25 protein-coding genes are annotated in these 21,861 nt (G+C 65.4%); 3 read left to right on the top strand and 22 right to left on the bottom strand.

Translation table 11 applies throughout. The features are described from left to right. Window positions 1–85: 85 nt before the first annotated feature. The 7 genes from Q8R73_RS19450 to Q8R73_RS19480 form a co-directional block, all read right to left on the bottom strand. Window positions 86–373, bottom strand: a complete 288-nt coding sequence (locus Q8R73_RS19450; protein ID WP_305721175.1) for a GIY-YIG nuclease family protein — start codon at window positions 371–373, stop codon at window positions 86–88. Between the two features lie 95 nt (window positions 374–468). Next, the gene (locus Q8R73_RS19455) at window positions 469–1,491 is read right to left on the bottom strand and encodes a DUF2778 domain-containing protein (protein WP_305721176.1); all 1,023 of its coding nucleotides are present in this window, start codon (window positions 1,489–1,491) and stop codon (window positions 469–471) included. A gap of 322 nt (window positions 1,492–1,813) precedes the next feature. Beyond that, window positions 1,814–2,515, bottom strand: a complete 702-nt coding sequence (locus Q8R73_RS19460; RefSeq protein WP_305721177.1) for a DUF899 family protein — start codon at window positions 2,513–2,515, stop codon at window positions 1,814–1,816. A 242-nt stretch (window positions 2,516–2,757) separates the two neighbouring features. Then, a complete protein-coding gene (locus Q8R73_RS19465) occupies window positions 2,758–4,260 on the bottom strand; it encodes a glycosyltransferase family 39 protein (RefSeq protein ID WP_305721178.1) in 1,503 nt (500 codons plus the stop codon). A 7-nt stretch (window positions 4,261–4,267) separates the two neighbouring features. Beyond that, a complete protein-coding gene (locus tag Q8R73_RS19470) occupies window positions 4,268–5,401 on the bottom strand; it encodes a glycosyltransferase family 2 protein (RefSeq protein ID WP_305721179.1) in 1,134 nt (377 codons plus the stop codon). A gap of 277 nt (window positions 5,402–5,678) precedes the next feature. After that, window positions 5,679–5,873, bottom strand: coding sequence for a hypothetical protein (locus Q8R73_RS19475; RefSeq protein ID WP_305721180.1), 195 nt, complete (start codon window positions 5,871–5,873; stop codon window positions 5,679–5,681). 68 nt (window positions 5,874–5,941) lie between these two features. Continuing rightward, complete coding sequence (locus Q8R73_RS19480) at window positions 5,942–6,109, bottom strand: hypothetical protein (protein ID WP_305721181.1); 168 nt, start codon at window positions 6,107–6,109, stop codon at window positions 5,942–5,944. A gap of 309 nt (window positions 6,110–6,418) precedes the next feature. On the opposite strand from Q8R73_RS19480, the gene Q8R73_RS19485 reads away from it, so the two are divergent. The 3 genes from Q8R73_RS19485 (at window position 6,419) to Q8R73_RS19495 (ending at window position 8,211) form a co-directional block, all read left to right on the top strand. Further along, complete coding sequence (locus Q8R73_RS19485; RefSeq protein WP_305721197.1) at window positions 6,419–6,733, top strand: phasin family protein; 315 nt, start codon at window positions 6,419–6,421, stop codon at window positions 6,731–6,733. A gap of 177 nt (window positions 6,734–6,910) precedes the next feature. Next, entirely contained in the window at window positions 6,911–7,735 is an 825-nt protein-coding gene (locus Q8R73_RS19490; protein ID WP_305721182.1) for a DUF72 domain-containing protein, read from the top strand. Window positions 7,736–7,749: 14 nt separating this feature from the next. Further along, the gene (locus Q8R73_RS19495) at window positions 7,750–8,211 is read left to right on the top strand and encodes a DUF488 family protein (protein WP_305721183.1); all 462 of its coding nucleotides are present in this window, start codon (window positions 7,750–7,752) and stop codon (window positions 8,209–8,211) included. 36 nt (window positions 8,212–8,247) lie between these two features. On the opposite strand, the gene Q8R73_RS19500 is transcribed toward Q8R73_RS19495, so the two are convergent. The 15 genes from Q8R73_RS19500 to Q8R73_RS19570 form a co-directional block, all read right to left on the bottom strand. Next, window positions 8,248–9,564 (bottom strand): adenylate/guanylate cyclase domain-containing protein, encoded by a 1,317-nt coding sequence (locus Q8R73_RS19500; RefSeq protein WP_305721184.1) that lies wholly within the window; start codon window positions 9,562–9,564, stop codon window positions 8,248–8,250. A gap of 97 nt (window positions 9,565–9,661) precedes the next feature. Further along, the gene (locus Q8R73_RS19505; RefSeq protein ID WP_305721198.1) at window positions 9,662–10,750 is read right to left on the bottom strand and encodes an ABC transporter permease; all 1,089 of its coding nucleotides are present in this window, start codon (window positions 10,748–10,750) and stop codon (window positions 9,662–9,664) included. A gap of 68 nt (window positions 10,751–10,818) precedes the next feature. Beyond that, window positions 10,819–11,763, bottom strand: a complete 945-nt coding sequence (locus Q8R73_RS19510) for an ABC transporter ATP-binding protein (protein ID WP_305721185.1) — start codon at window positions 11,761–11,763, stop codon at window positions 10,819–10,821. After that, complete coding sequence (locus tag Q8R73_RS19515; protein ID WP_371126134.1) at window positions 11,760–12,533, bottom strand: HlyD family secretion protein; 774 nt, start codon at window positions 12,531–12,533, stop codon at window positions 11,760–11,762. The genes Q8R73_RS19510 and Q8R73_RS19515 overlap by 4 nt, the downstream gene beginning before the upstream one ends. Before the next feature lie 11 nt (window positions 12,534–12,544). Next, the gene (locus Q8R73_RS19520; RefSeq protein ID WP_305721187.1) at window positions 12,545–13,249 is read right to left on the bottom strand and encodes a TetR/AcrR family transcriptional regulator; all 705 of its coding nucleotides are present in this window, start codon (window positions 13,247–13,249) and stop codon (window positions 12,545–12,547) included. Window positions 13,250–13,348: 99 nt separating this feature from the next. After that, entirely contained in the window at window positions 13,349–14,629 is a 1,281-nt protein-coding gene (locus tag Q8R73_RS19525; protein ID WP_305721188.1) for an alpha-glucosidase/alpha-galactosidase, read from the bottom strand. A gap of 80 nt (window positions 14,630–14,709) precedes the next feature. After that, on the bottom strand, window positions 14,710–15,120 hold the full coding sequence (locus Q8R73_RS19530) for a DUF2000 family protein (RefSeq protein ID WP_305721189.1): 411 nt from the start codon (window positions 15,118–15,120) through the stop codon (window positions 14,710–14,712). Window positions 15,121–15,245: 125 nt separating this feature from the next. Next, window positions 15,246–15,599: a DUF4189 domain-containing protein gene (locus Q8R73_RS19535; RefSeq protein WP_305721199.1), complete on the bottom strand. Its 354-nt coding sequence runs from the start codon at window positions 15,597–15,599 to the stop codon at window positions 15,246–15,248. 245 nt (window positions 15,600–15,844) lie between these two features. Beyond that, a complete protein-coding gene (locus tag Q8R73_RS19540) occupies window positions 15,845–17,449 on the bottom strand; it encodes a molybdopterin-binding/glycosyltransferase family 2 protein (RefSeq protein ID WP_305721190.1) in 1,605 nt (534 codons plus the stop codon). Beyond that, window positions 17,446–18,147, bottom strand: coding sequence for an XdhC family protein (locus tag Q8R73_RS19545; RefSeq protein ID WP_305721191.1), 702 nt, complete (start codon window positions 18,145–18,147; stop codon window positions 17,446–17,448). Before Q8R73_RS19545 ends, Q8R73_RS19540 begins: the two co-directional genes overlap by 4 nt. After that, complete coding sequence (locus Q8R73_RS19550; RefSeq protein WP_305721192.1) at window positions 18,144–18,473, bottom strand: XdhC family protein; 330 nt, start codon at window positions 18,471–18,473, stop codon at window positions 18,144–18,146. The genes Q8R73_RS19545 and Q8R73_RS19550 overlap by 4 nt, the downstream gene beginning before the upstream one ends. Before the next feature lie 11 nt (window positions 18,474–18,484). Further along, the gene (locus Q8R73_RS19555; protein WP_305721193.1) at window positions 18,485–19,684 is read right to left on the bottom strand and encodes a VWA domain-containing protein; all 1,200 of its coding nucleotides are present in this window, start codon (window positions 19,682–19,684) and stop codon (window positions 18,485–18,487) included. A gap of 104 nt (window positions 19,685–19,788) precedes the next feature. Next, the gene (locus tag Q8R73_RS19560) at window positions 19,789–20,697 is read right to left on the bottom strand and encodes a MoxR family ATPase (RefSeq protein ID WP_305721194.1); all 909 of its coding nucleotides are present in this window, start codon (window positions 20,695–20,697) and stop codon (window positions 19,789–19,791) included. Window positions 20,698–20,734: 37 nt separating this feature from the next. Next, window positions 20,735–21,541, bottom strand: a complete 807-nt coding sequence (locus tag Q8R73_RS19565; RefSeq protein WP_305721195.1) for a xanthine dehydrogenase family protein subunit M — start codon at window positions 21,539–21,541, stop codon at window positions 20,735–20,737. Between the two features lie 32 nt (window positions 21,542–21,573). Further along, a partial coding sequence (locus Q8R73_RS19570; RefSeq protein ID WP_305721196.1) for a (2Fe-2S)-binding protein occupies window positions 21,574–21,861 on the bottom strand: 288 nt, incomplete at its 5' end.

A 21,861-nucleotide genomic window follows, 5' to 3' on the forward strand; every position in this document is an offset into this window, starting at 1 on the left:
ATCCATACTCACGATCGTGGTTATGGATTCCGGGCTCGCCGCTTCGCGTCGCCCCGGAATGACGAAGGAGATGGTTCGGCGGCCGTCAGCTGGAAATACCCGGATATAAATCGGTCCACCCCGGATTTTCTTCTTCGATCAAACGGATCTTCCAGTCACGCCGCCATTTCTTAATCTCTTTTTCGCGTGCGATCGCAGTGATGGCATCGTCGTAGATTTCGAACCAGACCAGCTTGTCGACGCCGTAGCGCGTCGTGAAGCCGGGCACTGCCCTGGTGCGATGCTCATATATCCGCCGCGCGAGATCGTTGGTCACGCCGAGATAGAGCGTGCCGTGCTTCTTGCTCGCAAGGAGATAAACGTAATAAGCCATCGCGTGACGGATTCCGGACGCGCTAAGTGGTGCGTTCCGAAATGACAACCTTAATTTGAGGCGTCGCAGCAATCAACCATGCAACAACGCCCGCCTCAGTCCACCTTCGCCACCACCGCGATCCGCCTGATCCCGCGATTGCGGTAGGCGTCGAGGAATGCGTAATAGTCCTTGAACGAGATGCAGCCGTTGGAATCGCCGCCGGGCCCGAGCATGTAGGTGTGCGCGAGCAGGCCGTCGCGGTTGAAGATCTTGTCCTTGCCGCCGATCGGCGTCAGCCGCAGTGCCGGCACACCGTGAAACAACGCCTCGCGCGGCTTCAGATCGTAGATGTGCGGCGGGGTCACGCCGTGCATCCGGACATGCGCAAACCGGACATCGTCCTTCTTGCTACCGAGTCCTGAATGCGCCTCCAGCACGGTGCCGTCGGGCAGGAAGACCTTGCGCGCTGCAATGTCGTAAACGGCGGTCGAGCGATCATAGGGCGCCGATCCCCCGAGCATCGGGTTCTGCTCCCTCGGCAGGCTGCCGGTCGCGCTGACATCGGCGGAAGCGTAGGACAGCAACGAGCGCGACGCCGGTTCCTTGCCCCACAGTTTCTCCACCATGCTGGGCTTGTCGGAACCGATCGACATCACCGCCGCCTTGGCGCGCTGCGCCATGTCCCTGACGGAAGCACCCGTGGCCCTGCCCGGCTTTGCCTCGGCAGCCGGCGTCAGGGCGGCAAGTTGCGTCGGTGCCTGGGACGCCTGTTTCGGTTTGGCCGCGTCGAGCCGTGCCGGCGCGTCGCCCGGCCTCACCACTTCGACGGACGGCGACGCCGAAGCCAGTTGCATCGTTGCGGCCTGCGGCGTCGGCGCGACGCCCTGCGGCGCCGCCGCGGCGAAACGTTCATCGAACTTCAGCAACACCTCGGATGCGACGGTCGCGGGCGCGGCGATGACGGGCGCCGGTTCAGGCAGACGGGCGAAAACATGGTTGACGATGACTTGCGGAGTCCGCGCCGCCACCGACTGCTTCTGCGGGATCACCGGCGCATCGAAGTTCCCGCCGGCCATGGTGGGATAGATATTGGCGCCGAAAACGTTGGCATGCAGCGTCCACGCGCAACCCAGCACAAGGCACGCAATCGCGGCACCGCCGAAAATATGGTTAGCATTGGCTTTACGCGGTGAACGCCGATGGTTCCTTGCCGCAACTTGCCTGGACGCACTCGTACTGTAACTCATTCGCCTCGTATCCAGACAACTTCCACTGAGTTCCTCTTCGCAGCATCGCATCGCGTTTTTCGATGCAGCTTCTCGCAGAGGGGCGGAGCGTCATTAGGGCGACTTTTAGTTAAATGCAGATTAAGTGCGGGCGGATGTTGGGCATGCAGGAATACGGGGCCGATGCAACGCAACGGCCCCGTAATTGCGCGGGATGTTCACGGGTTCCGCATCAGTAATTCAGCTTCGGATACCAGTCGGTTCCACGTCCTTCCGGCGTCACGTCGAGGATCGTCCACAACGGCATCAGATCGGGCGCGCCGCGCGGATCCTGTCCGGGATCGGACGATGCGCCGTCCATCTCTCCGCCCCAGAAATGCCTGATTGTGCCATCGCGCCGCGTGAACACGCTGAAGCCTGCGTCGTCGCCGCCGTCTTCCGTTACGCCGTGATAGTCGCGGCTGAACTCGCCCGATGTATCGGAATAAAGCGGCAGGTGACGCCAGCCGCGTTCGCGCTTGAAGGCGACCAGCCGCGCGATCGGCGACCGCGCCACGATCGCGAGTGCGACGCGCTGCTGGATGTCCGGCACCTCGCCGTCCCATGCCGACAACAGCGAGGTACACATCGGACACGGAAGCTCGCGCTGCGGACCGTACATGTAGGTGTAGACGACGAGCGAATCCTTCGTCCCGAACAGATCGGCAAACGACACCTTGCCGTTCTCGCCCTCGAAGGCGTAATTCTTTTTGACTTCGCCGCCCGGCGGCAGCGCGCGGCGCATTTCCGCGACGCGCTCGATGTGGCGGCGGAGTTCGATCTCTTCAGCCAGCAACGCCTCGCGGGCGCGGCGGTATTCGGCGCTCTCGTTCGGAAAGCGCATGCCGCTGGCGCGCGCCAGCTCAATGGCGGATTTCAGGGTAGAACTGCTCATGGCATGACCTCGCATCGGTGGACATGATCATGGGACGTTCGGGCGGGGGCCGATCCGACATGGTGACGGATTATTTTTCGCGCATTACACCGGGTGTTATCGCCCGGCTCGACCGGGCGACCCAGTACGCCGTGACGTTCCGTTCGATGCCAGGCGCCTCTGGTATACCGGGTCCCCTCGCTTTTCGCGGAGGACGACGGGGTATGTGGAAGGCTATCCCGTTCCAATTCCCCTCATTTTCCCTATTGCAGTTCCGGCGGCGGCGAGCGATCGAGTACGCTGCCCTTCGCACCTTCGAGCAGATCGATCCCGTAGGTTTCGACAACCAGCGGTCCGCGCATGCGGGTGAATTCGGCGACCCGCTCGACTTCCGAAAAATTCTCCGTCTGCCAGGATCGCGCGCCGGGCCGCGCATCGTCGACGAACAGCAGCTTGCCGGACAATTGCGCCGCGGACGGTTCGGGCATGTTGACCCAGCGGATGCGCTGGGTCGGCTGCACCACGCAGCTGCCCTTCGGCAGATAGAAGGCGAGCCAGCCGGTAGTGCCGTAATCCGGCGTCAGAATGCACGTCGCCCCGGTGCGCAGGCGGACCGCTTCGATCGCGCCGGCCAGTTCTCGCCAGCCGACGCCGACGCTGCGCACGGTGGCGTCGCGGCGGTAGAAGGTGAACACGCCGGTATTGGCCTGCACGATCAGGAACGCAAACAGCGCAACGCCCACCGGCGCGGCCCAGCGCAGACAGAAATCGGCGAGGCGCCGGCGTCTCGTGTCCCACGGCGTGAGGTGGGCTGCGACCGCGGCCGCTATGGCCAGCGCCGGATAGACCGGCGCGAACCAGTTGGCCTCGACGCGCGCGTGCAGCGAATGCCAGACGAAATACGCCACGATGGTCCAGAACATCGTGTTGACGAGCATCCGGGCGGCAAACGCGCCGGTGTTGCGCCAGAACAGGGCGTGAAGCCCCATCGCGCCGAGAATGAAAACAAGCGGCGTTGCGAACGCGACCTGGGTCGGGACCAGTTCGGCGATAAAAGCCGGCCGGAAATTCTCGACCCGGGCGCGGCCGAACTGCTTGAGGAAGGAGACCCAGTGGTGCTCGGCGTTCCAGAGCAGCACCGGCGCGAACACCGCCAGCGCCACCAGGCCGCCGAGATAGGGCCAGGGCGAGATCAGCCAGCGCCGCAGCTTCGGCACCGTTGCCAGCCAGATCAGGATCGCCAGACCGAAAAACAGCGCGGTATATTTCGAGAGCAATGCGACACCGACCGCGGCGCCGACCGCGAGCCACCATGCGCCGCGCCCTGTCTCCAGCACCTTGGCGAGAAAAAACAGCACGAAGCTGGAGGCCACCAGCAGCGGCGCATCCGGCGTCACGATCATGGTGCCGACCGCGGCCATCATGGTGACGTTGAGCAGGATGGTGGCGGTGGCGGCCACCCGGATGCCGCCGAACAGGATGGCCGCGGCACGGTACACCGCAAAGCTCATCGGCAGCGCCAGCAGAATCGACGCCAGCCGGACGCCGAGTTCGGTGTCGCCGGCGATCAGGGTGCCGGCGCGGATTACGTAGGCGACCGCCGGCGGATGATCGTAGTAGCCGCCGGCGAGATGCTTCGACCACATCCAGTAATAGGCTTCGTCGAAGGTCAGCGGCGTCCAGGCGGCGGCGACCAGCCGCAACGCCACCAGCGCCAGCACCGTGAGAACCGTGTTGCGGGCGAGGCGCGCGTCGTTCGCACTCATTTTTCGTTCATCGCTTGCGCCAGACCAGCAGCCCGGACATCGCGTAATTCCACACGACGCCCATCAGCGCGCCCGCCGCCCCGGCTACCCACCAGTTCCACTCCTGATCGTAGACCGAAAATGCGACGCCGACATTGGCGACGAGGCCGACACTGCAGACGAGATAAAACAGCAACAGGCCCCGCAGAATGGCAAAGCCCTTCAGCCGCTGGTCGCGATAGGTGAGAAAATTGTTCAAGATGAAATTGGAGGTCATGGCGAGCAGCGCGCCGGCGGCCTGCGCCTCGGCGAACGGAACGTCGAGCACCTTATGCGCCACGAACAACGTCGTCAGATGCACGACCAGCCCGATCGTGCCGACCATCGCGAACATCAGGAAGCGCAGCGACACCACGTCGCGGGTCAGCTTCGCCAGCACCAGCCCGAGAAAATCCAGCGCCACCATGGAATCGAGCTTGCTCTCACCATGCACCCTGGTGCCGAAGGTGAAGGGAATTTCCTTCACCCGCAATTCGCCGCGCGCGGTGGCGACGATATCGAGCAGGATTTTGAAACCTTGCGTCGAGAGCTGCGGCGCCAGTTGCTCGAAGCGATCCCGCCGGATCATGAAGAAGCCGCTCATGGGATCGGCAATCTTCACCCGCAACACCCGTTTCGCCACCTCGGTGGCGAGATGGCTGGCGCCGGCCCGCTGCCTGTCGAAACTGTCGGCGCTGCCGCCCTCGATGTAGCGGCTGCCGACCACGAGATCGAACTGGCCGCCTTGCAGCAAAGCCAGCATCTTCGGCAGCTGGGTCTCGTCATGCTGCAGATCGGCGTCGATCACCGCGGCGTAGGGCGCGCTGGCGGCCAGGATGCCCTCGATGCAGGCGCCGGACAGGCCGCGCCGCCCGATCCGCCGGATACAGCGGACACGCGTATCGGCCTGCGCCAAGCTCCGCACGACATCCCAGGTTCCGTCAGGGGAATTGTCGTCGACGAACACGACTTCCCAGGCGATGCCGGCGAACGTCGCCTCCAGCCGCCGGTACAGCGTGGTGACGTTGTCGCGCTCGTTGAAGGTAGGGACGATGACCGAAAGCTGAGGCGCAAAAGCTGATTGCGACAGGTTTTCGGGGCCCGGTCTGACGGCTTCATTCATGCCGCCAGCGTATATCCGCAGCGTCGGGGGAATCCAAGGGACCCCGGGGAAACCGGGCCGAACGCCGAAAATGAGCCGTCGGAGCGGATAAACCGGCCAAAACAGGCCCTGAAATGCCAACGACCACCAACAGAGGGCGCGCGTACATCCGGCGCTGCCTGACTATTGAGTGGTCGTTCCAGCGCCGGAGCTGTAAAGCATCGACGTCGCCGTTGAAGACTAGATAGGAACGATCGGGACGTTGCGCAAGGGGGCCATTCGAACCCCGGAATCAGGCCTATTGCGGCACTTCCCGCACCACCGGCCCTCGGACGGCGGGCGCGGCCGGAACCTCGGCCTTCGGCGCATCTATCCGTTGGACCACCGGGGCGGGCTTGCTCCCTTGCCCGATCGGCCCAAACACCACCGCCGCCACGAGAACCACGGCTGCAATGATGCCGCCCAGTATTTTTGCGATCGCTTCCGTGTCCATCCCGTATCTTCCCTGGTCGCCCGCGGCGGCCGGCCGATCCGATCCAGCCGTTCGTCCCCGCCGCCACCTTAAGCCAGTTTCTTTCGTTCCAGAAAGCGCCTCAGCCGCTGGTTGATTTCACCAGTGGTGGCCTCCCCCGCGACCGCCTGATCGTCGCGAAGCCTTTGCACCGCCTTGGCGATCTCGGCGAGTGTAGTTTCGATACGCTCAAGCTGCTGTTCGAACCCGTCAGCCATCGTCCATCCTAACTTGGCGGCGGGGGCGCACAAGACGGCCGGGTTCCGGATTCTTGAAGCCAACACACCGGCGCCCCGCTCGGAACAAGCCGGAAGCGCCAATTCCACGTAACCATGGCCGATTCGCGTCGACCGTCCGAAATTGCAGCAACGGAGATTTCCCGCATGTCCAAACCCAAGCACAAAAAGCCCGGCCAGCCGGCCCCGAAGCTTGAACCGGCGCGAAGCCAAAAGCCGGATCACGCGCCGTCCCAGAGCCTGAAGTCCGCCCCGCCTGCTTTCGTCAAGCCGGTCGAGGCAGCCGCTGCCATCCCGCCGGCCGCACCCGACGCCTTCCCCACCGCAGCCGCGACTTCGGCCAACACCGCCTCGATCGACATGCAGACCATCGCGCTGGCCTATGGCGAGTACACCAGAAAATCGTTCGAACAGACTCGGTCGTTTGTGGAAAAACTCGCCGGCGTCCGCTCGCTCGACAAGGCGGTCGAGATCCAGACCGAATTCGCCAAGCAGGCCTACGAGACCTTCGTGATGGATGCGCAGAAGATCCGCGAGCTCTACAGCGGCCTGGCCAAACAGACGTTCGAGGGCGCCGCGGCCAGGGTGATCCCGGCCGCGCGCTGAGACTTATGGTGCTTTGTTGAAAGCGACAGGCCTGTGTCAAAAGAAGAGGCTCCGGTTTTCCGGGGCCTTTTTTGCGGGTGAGCAAACGCCGTCGTCGGCGAACTGGCCAATCTTCACTGGTTTGATTAGTCTCGACGCGAAGGATTTATCGTCCCCTTGCTCAGCGAGTTCATCCCCGTGACCAGGCCTCCCAAAACCGTTTCGAAGAAATCCGGCCACATCTACATCGGCATCGGCGGCTGGACCTTCGCGCCGTGGCGCGGGGTGTTTTATCCCGAGAAACTGACGCAGGCGAAGGAGCTGGAATATGCGGCGTCGAAGCTGACCTCGATCGAGATCAACGGTACCTATTACGGATCGCAGAAGCCGGAGAGCTTTCGCAAATGGGCGCGCGAGGTGCCGGACGGGTTCGTGTTTTCGCTGAAGGGGCCGCGCTTCGCCACCAACCGCCGGGTGCTGGCGGAGGCCGGCGATTCCGTCAAGCGGTTCTATGATTCCGGGGTGCTGGAGCTGGGCGACCGGCTCGGTCCGGTGCTGTGGCAGTTCGCGCCGACCAAGAAATTCGACGAGGCGGACTTCGGCAAGTTTCTGGAATTGCTGCCGCGCAAGCTGGAAGGCCGCGCGCTGCGCCATGTGGTCGAGGTGCGGCACGACAGTTTTGCCGTGCCCGGTTTCATCGCGCTGCTGCGAACATTCGAAACGCCCGTGGTCTACGCCGAGCACGGCAAGTACCCGGCGATCGCCGACGTCACCGGCGATTTCGTCTATGCGCGGCTGCAGAAGGGCAATGACGAGCTCAAGACCTGCTATCCGCCGAAGCAGCTCGACGCCTGGGCCAAACGATTCCAGGTCTGGGCTGACGGCGGCGAGCCGGACGATCTGCCGCGCGCCGATGCGACCAGCGCGAAAAAAGTCCCGCGCGACGTGTTCGCCTATGTGATCCACGAGGGCAAGGTGCGGGCGCCGGCCGGCGCGATGGAGCTGATCGAACGGGTGAAGTGAGCGGGGCGCAGCGAATGGGCAGGACAAAAAAGCTCTTCACCATCGGCTACGAGCAGACGCCGTCCAAAGCCGTGCTCGACGAACTCGCGCAGGCCGGCGTCAAGCTGCTGGTGGATGTCCGCGCCGTGGCGGCGTCGCGCCGCCCCGGCTTCTCCAAGAACCAGCTCGCCGCCGGGCTGGACGCGCGCGGCATTTCCTATCTGCATCTGCGCGGGCTCGGTACGCCGAAGGACGGCCGCGAGGCCGCGCGCAGCGGCCAGTTCGGCGTTCTGCACAAGATTTATGCCAGACACCTGAAGACGCCGCAGGCGCGCGAAGAACTCGACGAACTCTCCGCGCTGGTCAGGCAGGCCGGCCCGGTCTGCATTCTCTGCTACGAGCGCGATCACCGCGAATGCCACCGGCAATGGATCGCCGAGATCATTGCCGAGCGCGACGGCGTCAGGATCGAGAATCTGGCGGCCAGGCAGGCGTGAAGGGCCGTCCTCGCGCCGCCGCATCCGCCGTCTCACTCATCCCAATTGCCACACCGTCATCGGCCGGTCGTAGCCGCGGATCGCGACTTCGCCGAGCGATATGGCATCGCCGCCGTCCTGCCCCAGCGCCTCAAGCACGGCCGCCGAGATCAGGAACTGCGAATTGAATTCCTTGTTGAGCGCTTCGAGCCTCGCGGCGAAATTCACGGTATCGCCGATCACGGTGTATTCCTTGCGCCGCGCCGAGCCGATATTGCCGGCGACGACGTCGCCGACGTGAATGCCGATGCCGATGCGCAACGGCCAGCTCGACTCGCGGTTGACGCGCTCGTTGGCTTCAAGCATTTCGCGGGCTGCCGCAACGGCGTGGCGCGCGGGGTGCGGCGCATCCAGCGGCGCGCCGAACAGCGCCAGAAAGCCGTCGCCGAGAAACTTGTTCACGATGCCGCCATGACGATCGAGGATGTCGACCAGCGTCGCGAACGCGCCGTCGAGCCGGTCCACCACTTCCCGCGGCGTGCGGGTGCTGGCGCCGGCGGTGAAACTGCGAAAATCGACGAACATCACCGCGACCCGACGGATTTCGCTGTCGGTGCTCCTGCCCTCGGCCATCAGCCGCTCGACCACCTGCGGCGAGACGTGCTGGCCGAAAAGGTTGGTGATGCGGTCGCGCGCGGTCGCAGCCATGATGCTGGCCTCGAACTGCCGGCGCAGTTGCAGGCCGACCGCGCCCGCCAGCACGCCGCAAACCAGGATGACGACGCAACGAACGAGGTGGAAGGCGAAGTCGGGCGCCGGTTCGGCGGCGAACTGTTCCGGCCGGTACAGCATCGCCATCGCAAACAACTCCGCCGCCGCGACGAGGCCGGTGAAGGCGGACAGCCAGAAATCAAGCCGCAGCGTCGAAAGAATGATGAAGATGAAGTAGGCCAGCGGCACGACGAAGGCCAGCGCCTGTGACGGTCCCATCGCCTTCATCTGCAGATACAGCGCCACGGTCGGCAGGCTGGTTTCGATCAGGACGCCGAGGTAGCGGCGTACGCGGGGCACGTCGCCGCCCTGCTCCAGCCGCGTTCTGAGTATCCGCAGCACCGACAATTCGAACAGGACGAACGGGGCGAAGATCGCGGCCAGCGGCAGGATCGGGAGATGACCGTGCCAGATCCGGTCGATGGCTTGCGGCCAGATGGCATAGGCCGCCAGCAAGGCCGTCAGCAGCACGGCCAGGGTGACGAGGATCGTCTTGACCCGCAGCAACTCGGTCCGCAGGATTTCGCGTGTCAGTTCGCGCGTGAAATCAGCCGACACCGTCGACTGCCCCTCGCCGCCCCTGCTCCGCCGCCATGGCCCCATCGTTCTTCCCAGTCAGTCCGGGGCGGCTCGGAGAGCCGGACCCGGAATCTCGAGATTCCGGGTCCACGCCTACGCGTGTCCCGGAATGACAATAATCTCAATCCAGCGTGCGGCGGAAGCGCATCACCGCGATCGTCATCGCCAGCAGCATCAGGACCAGCAGGGCGATCGCGTCATATTGCATATTCGGCAGCGTCGCGCCTTTCAACATGATGGCGCGGACGATCCGCAAATAATGCGTCAGCGGCAGGCCCTCGCCGATATATTGCGCCCATACCGGCATGCCGGCGAACGGAAACATGAAGCCGGACAACAGGATGCTCGGCAGAAAGAACATGATCGACATCTGCATCGCCTGCAGCTGGTTCTGCGCGATGGTGGAGAAGGTGTAGCCGATCGCCAGGTTGGTGGTGATGAACAGGGTCGAGAGCAGCGCCAACAGGGTCAGGCTGCCATAGACGGGCACCCCGAACAGCAGCACGCCGATGCCGATGATCAGGATGGCCTGGATGAAGCCGACCAGCACATAGGGCAGGATCTTGCCGAGCATCACCTCGACCGGCGTGATCGGCATCGACAGCAGGCTCTCCATGGTGCCGCGCTCGATCTCGCGCGTCACCGACAGCGCCGTGAAGATCAGCATGGTCATGGTCAGGATGGTGCCGACCAGGCCGGGCACGATGTTCAGCCGCGACGACGCCGCCGGATTGTAGCGGGCATGGGCGCGGATTTCGAACGGCGGCAAAGCGGGCTCGCCGATATGGAGGTCGTGCTGCAGCGCCGTCTGCACCACCATGCCGAGCGCCGACAGCGCCGAGCCGGCCGCCACCGGGTCGGTGGCGTCGGCGGCGACCAGCAGCGCCGGACGGTCGCCGCGCCGCACCGCGCGCTCGAAACCGCGCGGAATTTCCACCCCGAACAGCACCTTGCCCGCAAGCAGGAGATCGTCGAATTCCTGGACGCTGTGCACTTCGCGGGTGAAGCGGAAATAGGCGGTGTTCTCCATCGCCTTCAGGATCGAGCGCGCCAGGTCGCTGTCCTCCTGCAGCAGCACCGCGGTGGGCAGATGGCGCGGCGTTGTGTTGATGGCAAAGCCGAACAGCAGGAGCTGCATCACCGGGATCATCACGATCATCGCGAACGAGACGCGGTCGCGCCGGAGCTGGATGAATTCCTTGACCAGCATGGCGTAGCTGCGCCGCCAGAAGCCGAACGGCGGATCTTTTCGATCGCGGCTATGGTCCGAGGTGACGCTCACCGGAAATTGTCCGTCGCGCGCGTCATCAGTTCGATGAACACGTCTTCCAGCGACGGCTCGCCATGCTGCCAGCGCAGCCCGTCGCGGTCGCGGTACGGCGCGATACTGGCTTCCATCGCCGCCTTGTCGCGGCCGGAGACGTGCAGCGAGGTGCCGAACGGGGCCACCATGTCGATGCCGGGCTTGCCGGTGAGTTCGGCCGCCAGCGCGTTGAGGCCGTCGCCCGCTACGGTCCAGGTCGACAGCGCGGAGGTGGCGATCACCTGATCGACGGTGCCATGCGCCAGCAGATGGCCGTAGGCGATATAGGCGATCTCGTGACAGCGCTCCGCCTCGTCCATGTAATGGGTGGAGACCAGCACGGTCAGCCCGTCGGCCGCCAGCGCATGGATCTCGTTCCAGAAATCGCGCCGGGCCTTCGGGTCGACGCCGGCCGTCGGCTCGTCCAGCAACAGCAGTTGTGGACTGGGCAGCGTGCAGGCGCCGAGCGCCAGGCGCTGCTTCCAGCCGCCGGAGAGCGCGCCGGCAAGCTGCTCCTCGCGGCCGTTGAGGCCGAGGCGCTGGATCATGTCGGCCGCGGCGCGCCGGGCGTCGGCTACCCCGTACAGCCGGGCGACGAATTCCAGGTTCTCGCGCACCGACAGATCCTGGTACAGCGAAAAACGCTGCGTCATGTAGCCGACCTGGCGCTTGATCCTGTCGGCGTCGCGGCGGATGTCGTAGCCGAGGCAGGTGCCCTCGCCGCTGTCGGGGGTCAGCAGGCCGCACAGCATGCGTATCGTGGTGGTCTTGCCGCTGCCGTTGGGGCCGAGGAAGCCGTAGATGGTGCCGCGCTTCACCTGCATGCTGAGGTCATGCACCACCTCGCGGCCGCCGAAGGATTTCGACAGGCCGCGAACGTCGATCGCGATATCGGACGCGGGTGTCGGTGCGACGCTCATCGCTTGTCCGCGACCGGGGTCTTGACGTCCGGAAACACCGAGATCGGCTGGCCGACGCGCAGGGACGCCGGCCGGTTCGGCCGCGCCTGGATCAGGTAGACCAGCTTGCTGCGCTCCTCGAGGCTGTAGATCACCGGCGGGGTATATTCGGCCGCCGTGGCGATGAAGTAGATCCTGGCGGTGAGATCGGCGGCGCAATTGTCGCAGGTGACGCGGACCTCGTCGCCGACCGCGATCTTCGGCAGATCGGTTTCCGGCACGAAGAACCGCAGCTTCATGTTGCCGGGCGGCATGATCGAGAGCACCGGCCGCTGCGCCGGCACCATCTCGCCCTCGCGGAAATAGATCTGCTGAATGATGCCGCCGACCGGGGCAAAGCCGCTGCGCCGCGCCAGCCGCGTTTGCGAGGTATTGACCCGCGCTTCCGCGATCCGCAGCGCCGACACCGCGGCGTCGAAACTGGCCTGCGTGCCGGAGCCGGTCCGGCTCAGGGACGCCGCGCGGTCGTAGGTCTGCTGCGCGTTGGCAAGCGTGGCGTTCTGCTGGTTGAGGTCGGCCTTCTGCAGTTCGTCGTCGACCTCGTACAGCGGCGCGCCCTTCTTGACCTCGTCGCCCTCGCGCACATTCAATTTGGTCACGCGGCCGGATTCGTCGGGACTGACGAAGATCATGTCGGCCTCGACCCAGCCCTGATAACCGGGATTCTTGACTTCGTTGCAGCCGGCCAGCGCCATGGCGAGTGCGAGCGCGCCCCAGATCCGGAGCTTCATTCGCGACGAGGTCATGCTGCCCTCCGTTCGCCGAAGATCAGATCGAGATGGACGCGGAACATTTCGATCGCATCCAGCGGCGCGTGCCTGGCAAAAAGGCTCTGCCAGATCACCGCGATCAGCGCGGGCGCCACCATGATCTGCGGAAAGCGCGCGAGGTTCTGGTGCCGGATCTCGCCACGCGCGATGCCGGCTTCGATCAGCGCGCGCATGCCGGCGAGGCCGCGCGACACCACTTCGCGATAATAGAAGTCGGCGATGGCCGGGAAGCGCGGGCCTTCCGCCACGATCAGCCGCACGATGTCGCCGCGGCGGGTCGAGGCAATTTCCTGCATGAAGGCGAGCGCGAAGCCCTCGATCGCATCGCGCACCGTCGCGCCTGGCGGCGGCGGCGCGTGCATGCGGCCGACCAGCGGCACGATGGCGGTGCGGATCAAGTCCTCGAACATCGATTCCTTGTCCTTGAAGTGCAGGTAGATGGTGCCCTTGGCGACGCCCGCGCGTTTGGCGATGTCGTCGAGCCGGGTCGCGGCAAAGCCGCGCGCGATGAATTCGTCCAGCGCCGCCTCGACAATGGCCGCGCGACGCTCCGCCGCGCGTTCGGCGCGATTGGCCGGAGGCTTCGGCGTGGCCTTCGGCGCGCCGGCCGCCCTGGTCGTGACACGACGGCTTTGGGCGGGCTTCGCCAGCACTTCGGATTTTGGCGTCTTGCTCATCCTCAATATATGACTGACCGGTCAGTCACCGTCAACTTCAGCCGTCGAAAGTCGATTTCACATCGGCGTGACCGGCAAAGGAACCGGTGCGATATCGCGCTAGATGCACGTGCGGATATAGGGACGGTTGATTTCCCACAGTTCGTCGAGCAGTTGCCGCGCGGCTTCCGCGGAATTGACGACGGGATCGATCAGCAGCGCCTGCAGCGCCAGTTCCTTCGAAGCCAGTACCGCCGCCTCGACCGCGAGTTGCTGCACATTGACCTGAACCGCCATGAGCTTGGCGACCGCGTCGGGCAACGGACCCAGCGAAACCGGATGAATGCCGGCCATATCGGCCATCACGGGCACTTCCACGGCGGCGCTGGCCGGCAGGTTCGGAATCGCGTTCTGATTGTAGACCACGCCGGATTCGATCAGTTGCTTGCGGTCATGCAGCACCGCCGCGATGACGGCGACGGCGCGTTCGCCCGACGGCGTCAGCCACCACCACGGAATCTCCGCCCTTCCCGCCAGCACGTCGTCGATGGTTTTCTCGGTTTTCGCCCGTTCGCCTTCGTCCCATTCGAAATTGTAGCCGCCCTCGCCGGCTTCCCAGCCATACGCCATGTATTCGCCGACATGGCCGTCGCCGCAGCCGAGCCAATAGCCGAAGGCACGAAACAGATTCCGCGTCAGCGGCGAGATTTTCGGATCGAAATCCCTCTCCTTTTCGCGCAGCATCGGATAGAGGTCGGCGCCGCTCTCGCGGTCGCGGATCTGGGTCAGGCACTGGAAGTGATTGAGGCCCGCGCCCCATACTTCCACGCGTTCGCCACGCAACCCGAGAATGGAGGCGACCGCATCGCGCGCCATGAAAATTCCGTGGCACAGGCCGATGGTGCGGATCCGGCTGTATTGCCCGAGCGCCAGGACGATACGGCTTTCCGGATTGGAGAAGTTGATGAACAGCGCCTGCGGGCAGCGCCGCTCCATCTCGCGCACGAAATCGAAGACCACCGGCAAGGTGCGCAGGGTGAAGAACAGCCCGCCCGGACCGCCGTTCTCGCCGAGGGTGTGACGGATGCCGTATTTGCGCGGCACCTCCCAATCCTGCTTCCAGAGCCGGTTGCGATCGATGACGGTGGAGTGAATGACGAACTCCGCGCCATCAAGGGCAGCCCGCCAGTCGGTGGTGGACTCGATCTTCAACCCCGCGCCCGATTTGTCGTTGAGCAGTTTTGCCAGCCGCTCGGCCCGCGCCAGCCTGTCGACGTTCCTGCCGACCATGACCATGGTGCTGCCGGCCAGATCTTGGCCGGAGAACAGATCCCGGAACATGCTGAGACCGAACGAGGCACTGGTTGCGCCGAGAAAGACGATTTTGGTGACCGCCGTCATGTTCGTTTCCCCCAGCGCCGCTTTGCCCAGCGGTTCAGGCGCAACTACAACACGGGGCCGCGGCGTCGGCTTGATCCAGATCAGCTGTGAAACTTCAGCCCGTCGAGAACCTTGTCGATCACCTTGCGCTCGGCGCGCATGGCGAGGCCGACCAGATTGAGCTCGGCGCGGATCACCGCCCTCACCGCCTCGCGGTTGGCGGCATCATGCGTGGTCCTGAACATGTCCTCGGTATAGACGGCCGGCTTGACGTTGCGCGCCAGCGCGCGTTCGAGCGCGCGGGACAGTTGCGGCCGGTCGGCGCCATAGACCAGGATCGGCTGGCCGATCAGCGACAGATAGGGGGTGCCCGCACCGTCGGCATAGGGCTCGCCGATGCATTCGGGAAAGGCTGCGGCGATCCCCGAGGTCAGGAACGCCGCGACGTTCAACTTCTGCCATGTCTCGAGGTCGGTCCGGATCACGACCGCGATCTTGGTATCGAATTGCATGAAACACCCCGGGTGTCATTCCGGGATGGTCCGAAGGACCAGACCCGGAATCTCGAGATTCCCCGATGCGCAATTGCGCATTGTGGTTCGCGTCTTCGGCGCGCCCCGGAATGACCTTGTTAAAATCAGCCCCTGGCGTCGCAGGCCCAGGCGCGGATCACGCATTCCTTGCCGCCGAATTCGTAACATTTTTTGGTCGCTGCGTTGAGCGAACTCGAAATCTTCGGCTTGACCGCGTAGCCGTGGGCACCGCACGGGTTGGCCATGTCGATCGCGAGGGCGGCGCAGGCGCGGTTCATGGTGACCGCGGTGCATTCGCCCTTGCACTGCTTCAGCGCCGCGGCGCGGGCGGCGTCTTCCCCTGGATAATCATAGGCCTGGCCATAGGCGCCGCATTTGCCGACCGCGAAGGCGCCGGCCGCCCATGACGGCGTGGCGAGCAGCACGAGCAGCGTGAAAATCGCGGCACATGCAGAGATCGCGCGACGGTGCGCGGCGTCAAGAAGCGTCAAAATCCCCTCCCCCGAGGCCTTGTCCCGGGAAACTACCCCATGGGACGTTTCGACTTGGTGAACGGGAGGTTTAATTTTAGGTCCGTAGGGCGGGCAAAGCTTCCGGGTCGCGCGAACGCGCGCCCCGGTGGCGTGCCCACCACCATTTGCGCGGAGGAAGGATGGTGGGCACGGCACGAAGAGTGCGCCTTTGCCCACCCTACAGTTCGCAATCACCCCCGCTGTGCGTCTTCCAGCGCCTGCGGGGTGTCGATGTCGAGAAACGCGCCATGGCCTTCGACCGGGACTTCGGCCACCGCCTCGCTGTGTTTCGCGATCAGATGCCGGGCGCCGATGTCGCCGTCCAGCGTCATCAATTCGTTGAAGAAGCGGCGCGACCACAATACCGGATTGCCGCGGCGGCCGTCGCTGACGGGCACCGCGATCAGGCTGCCGCGGTCGGGCGCAAAGGATTCGATCAGCCGGTCGATCAGGTCGGCCGAGATCAGCGGCATGTCGCCGAGACAGATCACCGCACCGTCGGCATCTTGCGGCACCGCGGCGACGCCCGCTTTCACCGAGCTGGCGAGGCCCTCGGCAAAATCCGGATTGTGCACGAATGTCACGTTCAGGCCGCTCAGGGCCTGCTCGACCTGCGCGGCCTGATGGCCGGTCACGACCACGACGCCGGAGGCCTTCGAGGCCAGCGCCTGCTCGGTCACGGTCCGCACCAGCGTCTTGCCGCCGAGTTCGGCCAGCAGCTTGTTGGGGCCGCCCATCCGGGTGGAACGCCCGGCGGCCAGAATGATCGCGGCCACGTTGCGGTTACCCTCCGGGCCGACAGGCGTGCGCGGCTGCGGCCGGGTGACGATTTCCATCAACAGACCGCCGACGCCCATGCCGGTGAGTTCGGCGCGGGTAACCCTGAGGCCGGCCAGCAGCCGCATCAGCACCCAGTCGAACCCGTTTTCCACCGGCGAGCGCGCGCAGCCCGGCGCGCCCAGCACCGGCACGCCGCCGGCATTGCCGATCAGCAGCAGGTTGCCGGGATCGACCGGCATGCCGAAATGCTCGATCGATCCCCCGATGCCGGTAATGGCAGCGGGAATCACGTCGCGGCGGTCGGCGATTGCGGAGGCGCCGAACACGATCACGAGTTCGGCGCCGAGCCCGAGCAATTCCCGGATCGAAGCCGCCAGATCGACCTCGTCATGCGGCACGCGGCGCTCTGCCATGATGGTGGCGCCGGCCGGCGCCAGCCGCTCCGCAGTGACCCGCAAGGTCTTCTCGATCACCTTCGGCGCCAGTCCCGGCAGCAGGGTCGAGACGACGCCGACGCGTTTTGTCACGTAGGGCGCGACCCGCAGCCCGCCGCCGCGGGCTGCGGCCACCGCGGCATCGCGCAGCGTTGCTTCGACGCCGAACGGAATGATCTTGACGGTGGCGATCATCTCGCCTTCCACCACCGGCTTGAAGGCGGCGAGCGTGGCGAAGGTGATGGCTTCATCGACGGCGTTGATGCGGTCGACCCTGGCGCGGTCCACCACCAGCACGCCGGCCCGGGCGGCGAACAGATTGGCGCGGCCGGTAAAGGCGCGCTCGACATTGACGCCGTCGCCGGCCACCGCCTGCGCGATGCTGGCGGCGGCGACATCTTCCGAGACGTCGCCCGGCTCCAGCCGCACCACGACGATTTCCCTGACGCCGGCCTTGTCGAGTGCCGCGACTTCGGCCGCACCGATCGTAGTGCCCTTCTTCAGCACCAGCGATCCCTGCCGCAGGGTGTGGACGGTAACGCCGCCGACCGCGTCGGCCGGACTGGCGGGACCGAACTTCATGCCGCCTGTTCTTTTTCTTGTGTCGGCAGCCGCAGCTTTGCGGTGATCTCGGCCATGATGGAGACCGCGATCTCGGACGGCGACACCGCGCCGATCGCCAGCCCGATCGGGGCGTGGATGCGGGCGATGTCGGCATCGGTGGCGCCTTGCTCCTTCAGCCTTTCGCCGCGCTTGGCGTGGGTCTTTCGCGAGCCCAGCGCGCCGATATAGAAGCAGTCGCGTGCGAAGGCGTGCAGCAGCGCCGGATCGTCGATCTTCGGATCATGCGTCAGCGCCACGAACGCCGTATAGTGATCGATGTTGAGCGGCGGCAGCGCCACGTCGGGCCATTCCGCGATCAGGGGCACATCCGGAAACCGCTCCGGGCTGGCAAAGGCGGTGCGCGGATCCACCACCGTGACGTCGTAATCCAGTGAGCGCGCCAGCGGCGCCAGCGCCTGGCTGATGTGAACCGCGCCGACGATCACGAGTTTTGCCGTGGGCGCATAGACGTTGAGAAACAGTTTCTTGCCACCGGCCTCGATGGTGCCGCTCTTGCCCATCCGCAGCTGCTTTGCGAGCTCGGCGCGCAGCGGATCGCCCGATATGTCGGCGGCCTTGACCAGCCGCTGCTCGCCGTTTTCGGTATCGGTGACGACAATCACCGGCCGGCGCGCAGCGCGCTCGATGTTGACCGTCTTGAGGGTTTCGAGCTTCACGACTGGCCCACTTTCTCGACGAACACCCGGATGGTGCCGCCGCAGGACAGCCCGACATTCCAGGCGGTCTCGTCGGCGACGCCGAACTCCAGCATCTTCGGCTTGCCGCTGGCGATCACGTCGAGCGCCTCGGTGACGACGGCGCCCTCGACGCAGCCGCCCGACACCGAGCCCAGAAATGTGCCGTCGTCGTTGATGACGAGGCTGGAGCCCGCGGGCCGCGGCGCCGAGCCCCAGGTCTCGACCACGGTCGCCAGCGCCACGCCGTGGCCGGCCTTCTGCCAGTCCTCGGCCGCCTTGAGAATATCTTGGTCGCGATTGAGCATGGGAGTCTCTTTCAGGCAGCCGTTCGAATCAGGCTGCGGTGGTGCGGCGGCGGCGCCGAGGACAGCGCGGCGATCAGTCCCTCGATCGAACTCAAATTATGTACCGGACGGAATTCGTCAACATGCGGCAGCATCATTTTGATGCCCTGCGCCTTGGCCTCGAAGCCGCCGAACCGCAGCAGGGGATTGAGCCAGATCAGCCGGCGGCAGGACCGGTGCAGCCGGTCCATCTCGAACGCCAGCCTGGCATCGGCCTCGCGCTCCAGCCCGTCGGAGATCAGGAGCACGATGGCGCCCTGCCCGAGCACCCGGCGGCCCCACAATTTGTTGAAGGCGTGCAGCGAGGTGCCGATCCGGGTGCCGCCGGCCCAGTCCTCCACAACAGAGGAACATCGCGCCAGCGCCTCGTCGGGATCGCGCGCCCGCAGGCTCCGCGTCACATTGGTCAGCCGCGTGCCGAACAGGAACACCGAGACGCGCTTGCGGGCGTCGGTGATGGCATGCAGGAAATGCAGGAACAGCCGCGTATATTCGCTCATCGATCCCGAGATATCGAGCAGCGCCACGATCGGCGCCGGCTTGTCGATCCGCCCGAGCCTGTGGATGTCGATGATGTCGCCGCCGGTGCGCAGCGACCCGCGCAGGGTGCGGCGCATGTCGAGCCGCAGGCCGCGCGCGTCCGGCTGGTAGCGGCGGGTCCGCAATTCGGCCTGCGGCAACCTCATCTGCGCGATGGCGCGGGTGACCTGCGCGATCTCGGCCGCACTCATCTGCGCGAAGTCCTTCTTCTGCAGGATTTCCTTGTCGGACACCGACAGCCGCAGTTCCTGCTCCTGGGCCTGCGGCATCTCGGTGGTCTGCGGCTGCGACATCGCCTCCTGGACCCGGCGCGACGCCGGCGGCGGCTTCTTTTTGGCGTGATCCGGCAGCGGCACCGAATCCAGCATGTGCTTCCACTCCTCGGCGGCGCGGAAGAACAGGTCGAAGGCCTGCGCGAAGATCAGCGCGTGCTCGTGGCGCTTGACGAAGATGGCTTCCAGCGTGGTGAAGACGTCGGCGCGCTTGCCGATCTCGATCACCTGCAACGCGTTCAGCGCATCGATCACGGCACCGGGGCCGACCGGAATCCCGGCGGCGCGCAACGCCCGCGCAAAGCCGACGACGTTGTCCGCCATCTGGCCGGTCGGGGGATTGAGATGATCGATGGGCATGGGGCGCCTCGGGTTTACGACTCTCTCACTCAGGCGGCGGTGCGCCCCCTCCCCCGCAAGAGCGGGAGAGGGAGCGCACTGCGATTGCCTCTTTGACGGGTAACCTAATTCTCGCTCGTCGCTTCCTTCAAGACCTTCGCCAGCGTATCGCCCTGCATCCGCGCGATGTCGTCCTGGTACTTCAGCAGCGCACCGAGCGTGTCGCCGACCACCTGCGGGGTCAGCGAACGCGCGTCGAGCTCGGTCAGCGCGGTGGCCCAGTCGATGGTTTCGGCAACGCCGGGCGACTTGTAGAAATCCTGGTCGCGCAGCGCCTGCACGAAGCGGACGACCTGCTGCGACAGCTTTGCCGATATGCCGGGCACCCGCGACTTGACGATCGCGAGCTCGCGCTCGGCATCGGGATAATCCACCCAGTGATAGAGGCAGCGGCGCTTCAAGGCGTCGTGAATCTCGCGGGTGCGGTTCGAGGTGATGATCACGATCGGCGGCTGCGCTGCCTTGATGGTGCCGAATTCGGGGATCGTGACCTGGAAGTCCGAGAGAATTTCCAGCAGATACGCCTCGAACGCTTCGTCGGCGCGGTCGAGTTCGTCGATCAGCAGCACCTTCGGGCCGGCCACGTCGGGCTCCAGCGCCTGCAGCAGCGGCCGTTTGATCAGATAGCGCTCGGCGAAAATGTCCGACGATAACTGCTCGCGGTCGGTATCCCCGGCGGCTTCGGCGAGCCGGATCGCGATCATCTGCGAAGCGCTGTTCCACTCATAGACCGCGGAGGCGACGTCGAGGCCTTCATAGCATTGCAGCCGGATCAGCTTGCGTCCCAGCGCCGCCGCCAGCACCTTTGCGATTTCGGTCTTGCCGACGCCGGCCTCGCCTTCGAGGAACAGCGGCCGGCCCATCCGCAGCGCCAGATACGTCACCGTCGCCAGCGAGCGCTCCGCGAGATAGCCGCGCGAGGTCAGCAGTTCGAGCATCGCATCGACGGAGGTGGGAAGCGCCGATGCGGTCATGAGGACGCCAGTCGTAATTCGCAGGGAATTGGCAATGTCAGGCTTTGGCGGTCGCGGCTTCGACGGCGCGGCGCGCCAGCACCGCGATCAGGTGGGCGCGGTATTCGGCGCTGCCGTGCAGGTCGCCGTTCAGGCCGTCCGCCGGCACCGTCATGCCGTCGAGCGCCTTGGGCGAGAAACGCTTCTTCAGGGCCTCCTCGAACGAGGTGACGCGGAACACGCCCTCGGAGCCGGCGCCGGTGACGGCGACGCGGACGTCCGACGGGCGCTTGGCGACGAACACCCCGACCAGCGCGTAGCGCGAGGCCTGGTTGCGGAACTTGATGTAGGCGGCCTTCTTCGGCACCGGGAACATCACCTTGGTGATGATCTCGTCGCTCTCCAGCGAGGTCGTGAACAGGCCCTGGAAGAATTCTTCCGGCTTCAGCCGCCGCTTGTTGGTGACGATGGTGGCGCCGAGCGCGAGACATGCCGCGGGATAATCCGCGGTGGGATCGTTGTTGGCGAGCGAGCCGCCGATGGTGCCCTTGTGGCGCACCGCGGGATCGCCGATCAGCCCGGCCAGTTCGGCCAGCGCCGGGATCGCCTCGCCGACGATGGCCGATGTCGCGACCGTATTGTGGGTGGCGGTGGCGCCGATCACCAGCGAGCGGCCCTTCATCTCGATGCCGTCGAGCCCCTCGATATGGCTGAGATCGACCAGATGCGGCGGGCTGGCGAGCCGCTGCTTCATGACCGGCAGCAGCGTGTGGCCGCCGGCGATCACCTTGGCGTCCTCGTTCTTCAGCAGCAGATTGGCAGCCTGACGAACCGTCGCGGGACGATGATATTTGAATTCGTACATGAGAGTTTCCTGATCGCCGTGCGAACGTTCGTTTACGCGAGGTCGGATTTCGCCATCGCCTTGGCGCCGGCGGCGATCGACACAACGATGTTCTGATAGCCGGTGCAGCGGCAGAGATTGCCTTCGAGCTCTTCGCGGATGGTATGATCGCTGAGATCGTTGCCCTTGCGGTGGACGAGGTCGACCGCGGTCATGATCATGCCGGGGGTGCAGAAGCCGCATTGCAGGCCGTGGTGCTCGCGGAACGCCTCCTGCATCGGATGCAGCGGCGCGCCGTCGGCGGCCAGGCCCTCGATGGTCTTGACCTCATGGCCGTCCGC

Source organism: Bradyrhizobium sp. (genome assembly GCF_030697065.1).
GTDB lineage: Bacteria > Pseudomonadota > Alphaproteobacteria > Rhizobiales > Xanthobacteraceae > Bradyrhizobium.

Bases quoted from the DNA above. Each gene is read 5' to 3' on its own strand.
- Q8R73_RS19475 (WP_305721180.1), bottom strand. From the start codon at position 5,873: ATGGACACGGAAGCGATCGCAAAAATACTGGGCGGCATCATTGCAGCC.
- Q8R73_RS19460 (WP_305721177.1), bottom strand. From the start codon at position 2,515: ATGAGCAGTTCTACCCTGAAATCCGCCATTGAGCTGGCGCGCGCCAGC.
- Q8R73_RS19505 (WP_305721198.1), bottom strand. From the start codon at position 10,750: ATGCTGGTCAAGGAATTCATCCAGCTCCGGCGCGACCGCGTCTCGTTC.
- Q8R73_RS19480 (WP_305721181.1), bottom strand. From the start codon at position 6,109: ATGGCTGACGGGTTCGAACAGCAGCTTGAGCGTATCGAAACTACACTC.
- Q8R73_RS19555 (WP_305721193.1), bottom strand. From the start codon at position 19,684: ATGCCCATCGATCATCTCAATCCCCCGACCGGCCAGATGGCGGACAAC.
- Q8R73_RS19565 (WP_305721195.1), bottom strand. From the start codon at position 21,541: ATGTACGAATTCAAATATCATCGTCCCGCGACGGTTCGTCAGGCTGCC.
- Q8R73_RS19470 (WP_305721179.1), bottom strand. From the start codon at position 5,401: ATGAATGAAGCCGTCAGACCGGGCCCCGAAAACCTGTCGCAATCAGCT.
- Q8R73_RS19495 (WP_305721183.1), top strand. From the start codon at position 7,750: ATGGGCAGGACAAAAAAGCTCTTCACCATCGGCTACGAGCAGACGCCG.
- Q8R73_RS19500 (WP_305721184.1), bottom strand. From the start codon at position 9,564: ATGGGGCCATGGCGGCGGAGCAGGGGCGGCGAGGGGCAGTCGACGGTG.
- Q8R73_RS19450 (WP_305721175.1), bottom strand. From the start codon at position 373: ATGGCTTATTACGTTTATCTCCTTGCGAGCAAGAAGCACGGCACGCTC.
- Q8R73_RS19525 (WP_305721188.1), bottom strand. From the start codon at position 14,629: ATGACGGCGGTCACCAAAATCGTCTTTCTCGGCGCAACCAGTGCCTCG.
- Q8R73_RS19515 (WP_371126134.1), bottom strand. From the start codon at position 12,533: ATGAAGCTCCGGATCTGGGGCGCGCTCGCACTCGCCATGGCGCTGGCC.
- Q8R73_RS19465 (WP_305721178.1), bottom strand. From the start codon at position 4,260: ATGAGTGCGAACGACGCGCGCCTCGCCCGCAACACGGTTCTCACGGTG.
- Q8R73_RS19560 (WP_305721194.1), bottom strand. From the start codon at position 20,697: ATGACCGCATCGGCGCTTCCCACCTCCGTCGATGCGATGCTCGAACTG.
- Q8R73_RS19520 (WP_305721187.1), bottom strand. From the start codon at position 13,249: ATGAGCAAGACGCCAAAATCCGAAGTGCTGGCGAAGCCCGCCCAAAGC.
- Q8R73_RS19510 (WP_305721185.1), bottom strand. From the start codon at position 11,763: ATGAGCGTCGCACCGACACCCGCGTCCGATATCGCGATCGACGTTCGC.
- Q8R73_RS19550 (WP_305721192.1), bottom strand. From the start codon at position 18,473: ATGCTCAATCGCGACCAAGATATTCTCAAGGCGGCCGAGGACTGGCAG.
- Q8R73_RS19530 (WP_305721189.1), bottom strand. From the start codon at position 15,120: ATGCAATTCGATACCAAGATCGCGGTCGTGATCCGGACCGACCTCGAG.
- Q8R73_RS19540 (WP_305721190.1), bottom strand. From the start codon at position 17,449: ATGAAGTTCGGTCCCGCCAGTCCGGCCGACGCGGTCGGCGGCGTTACC.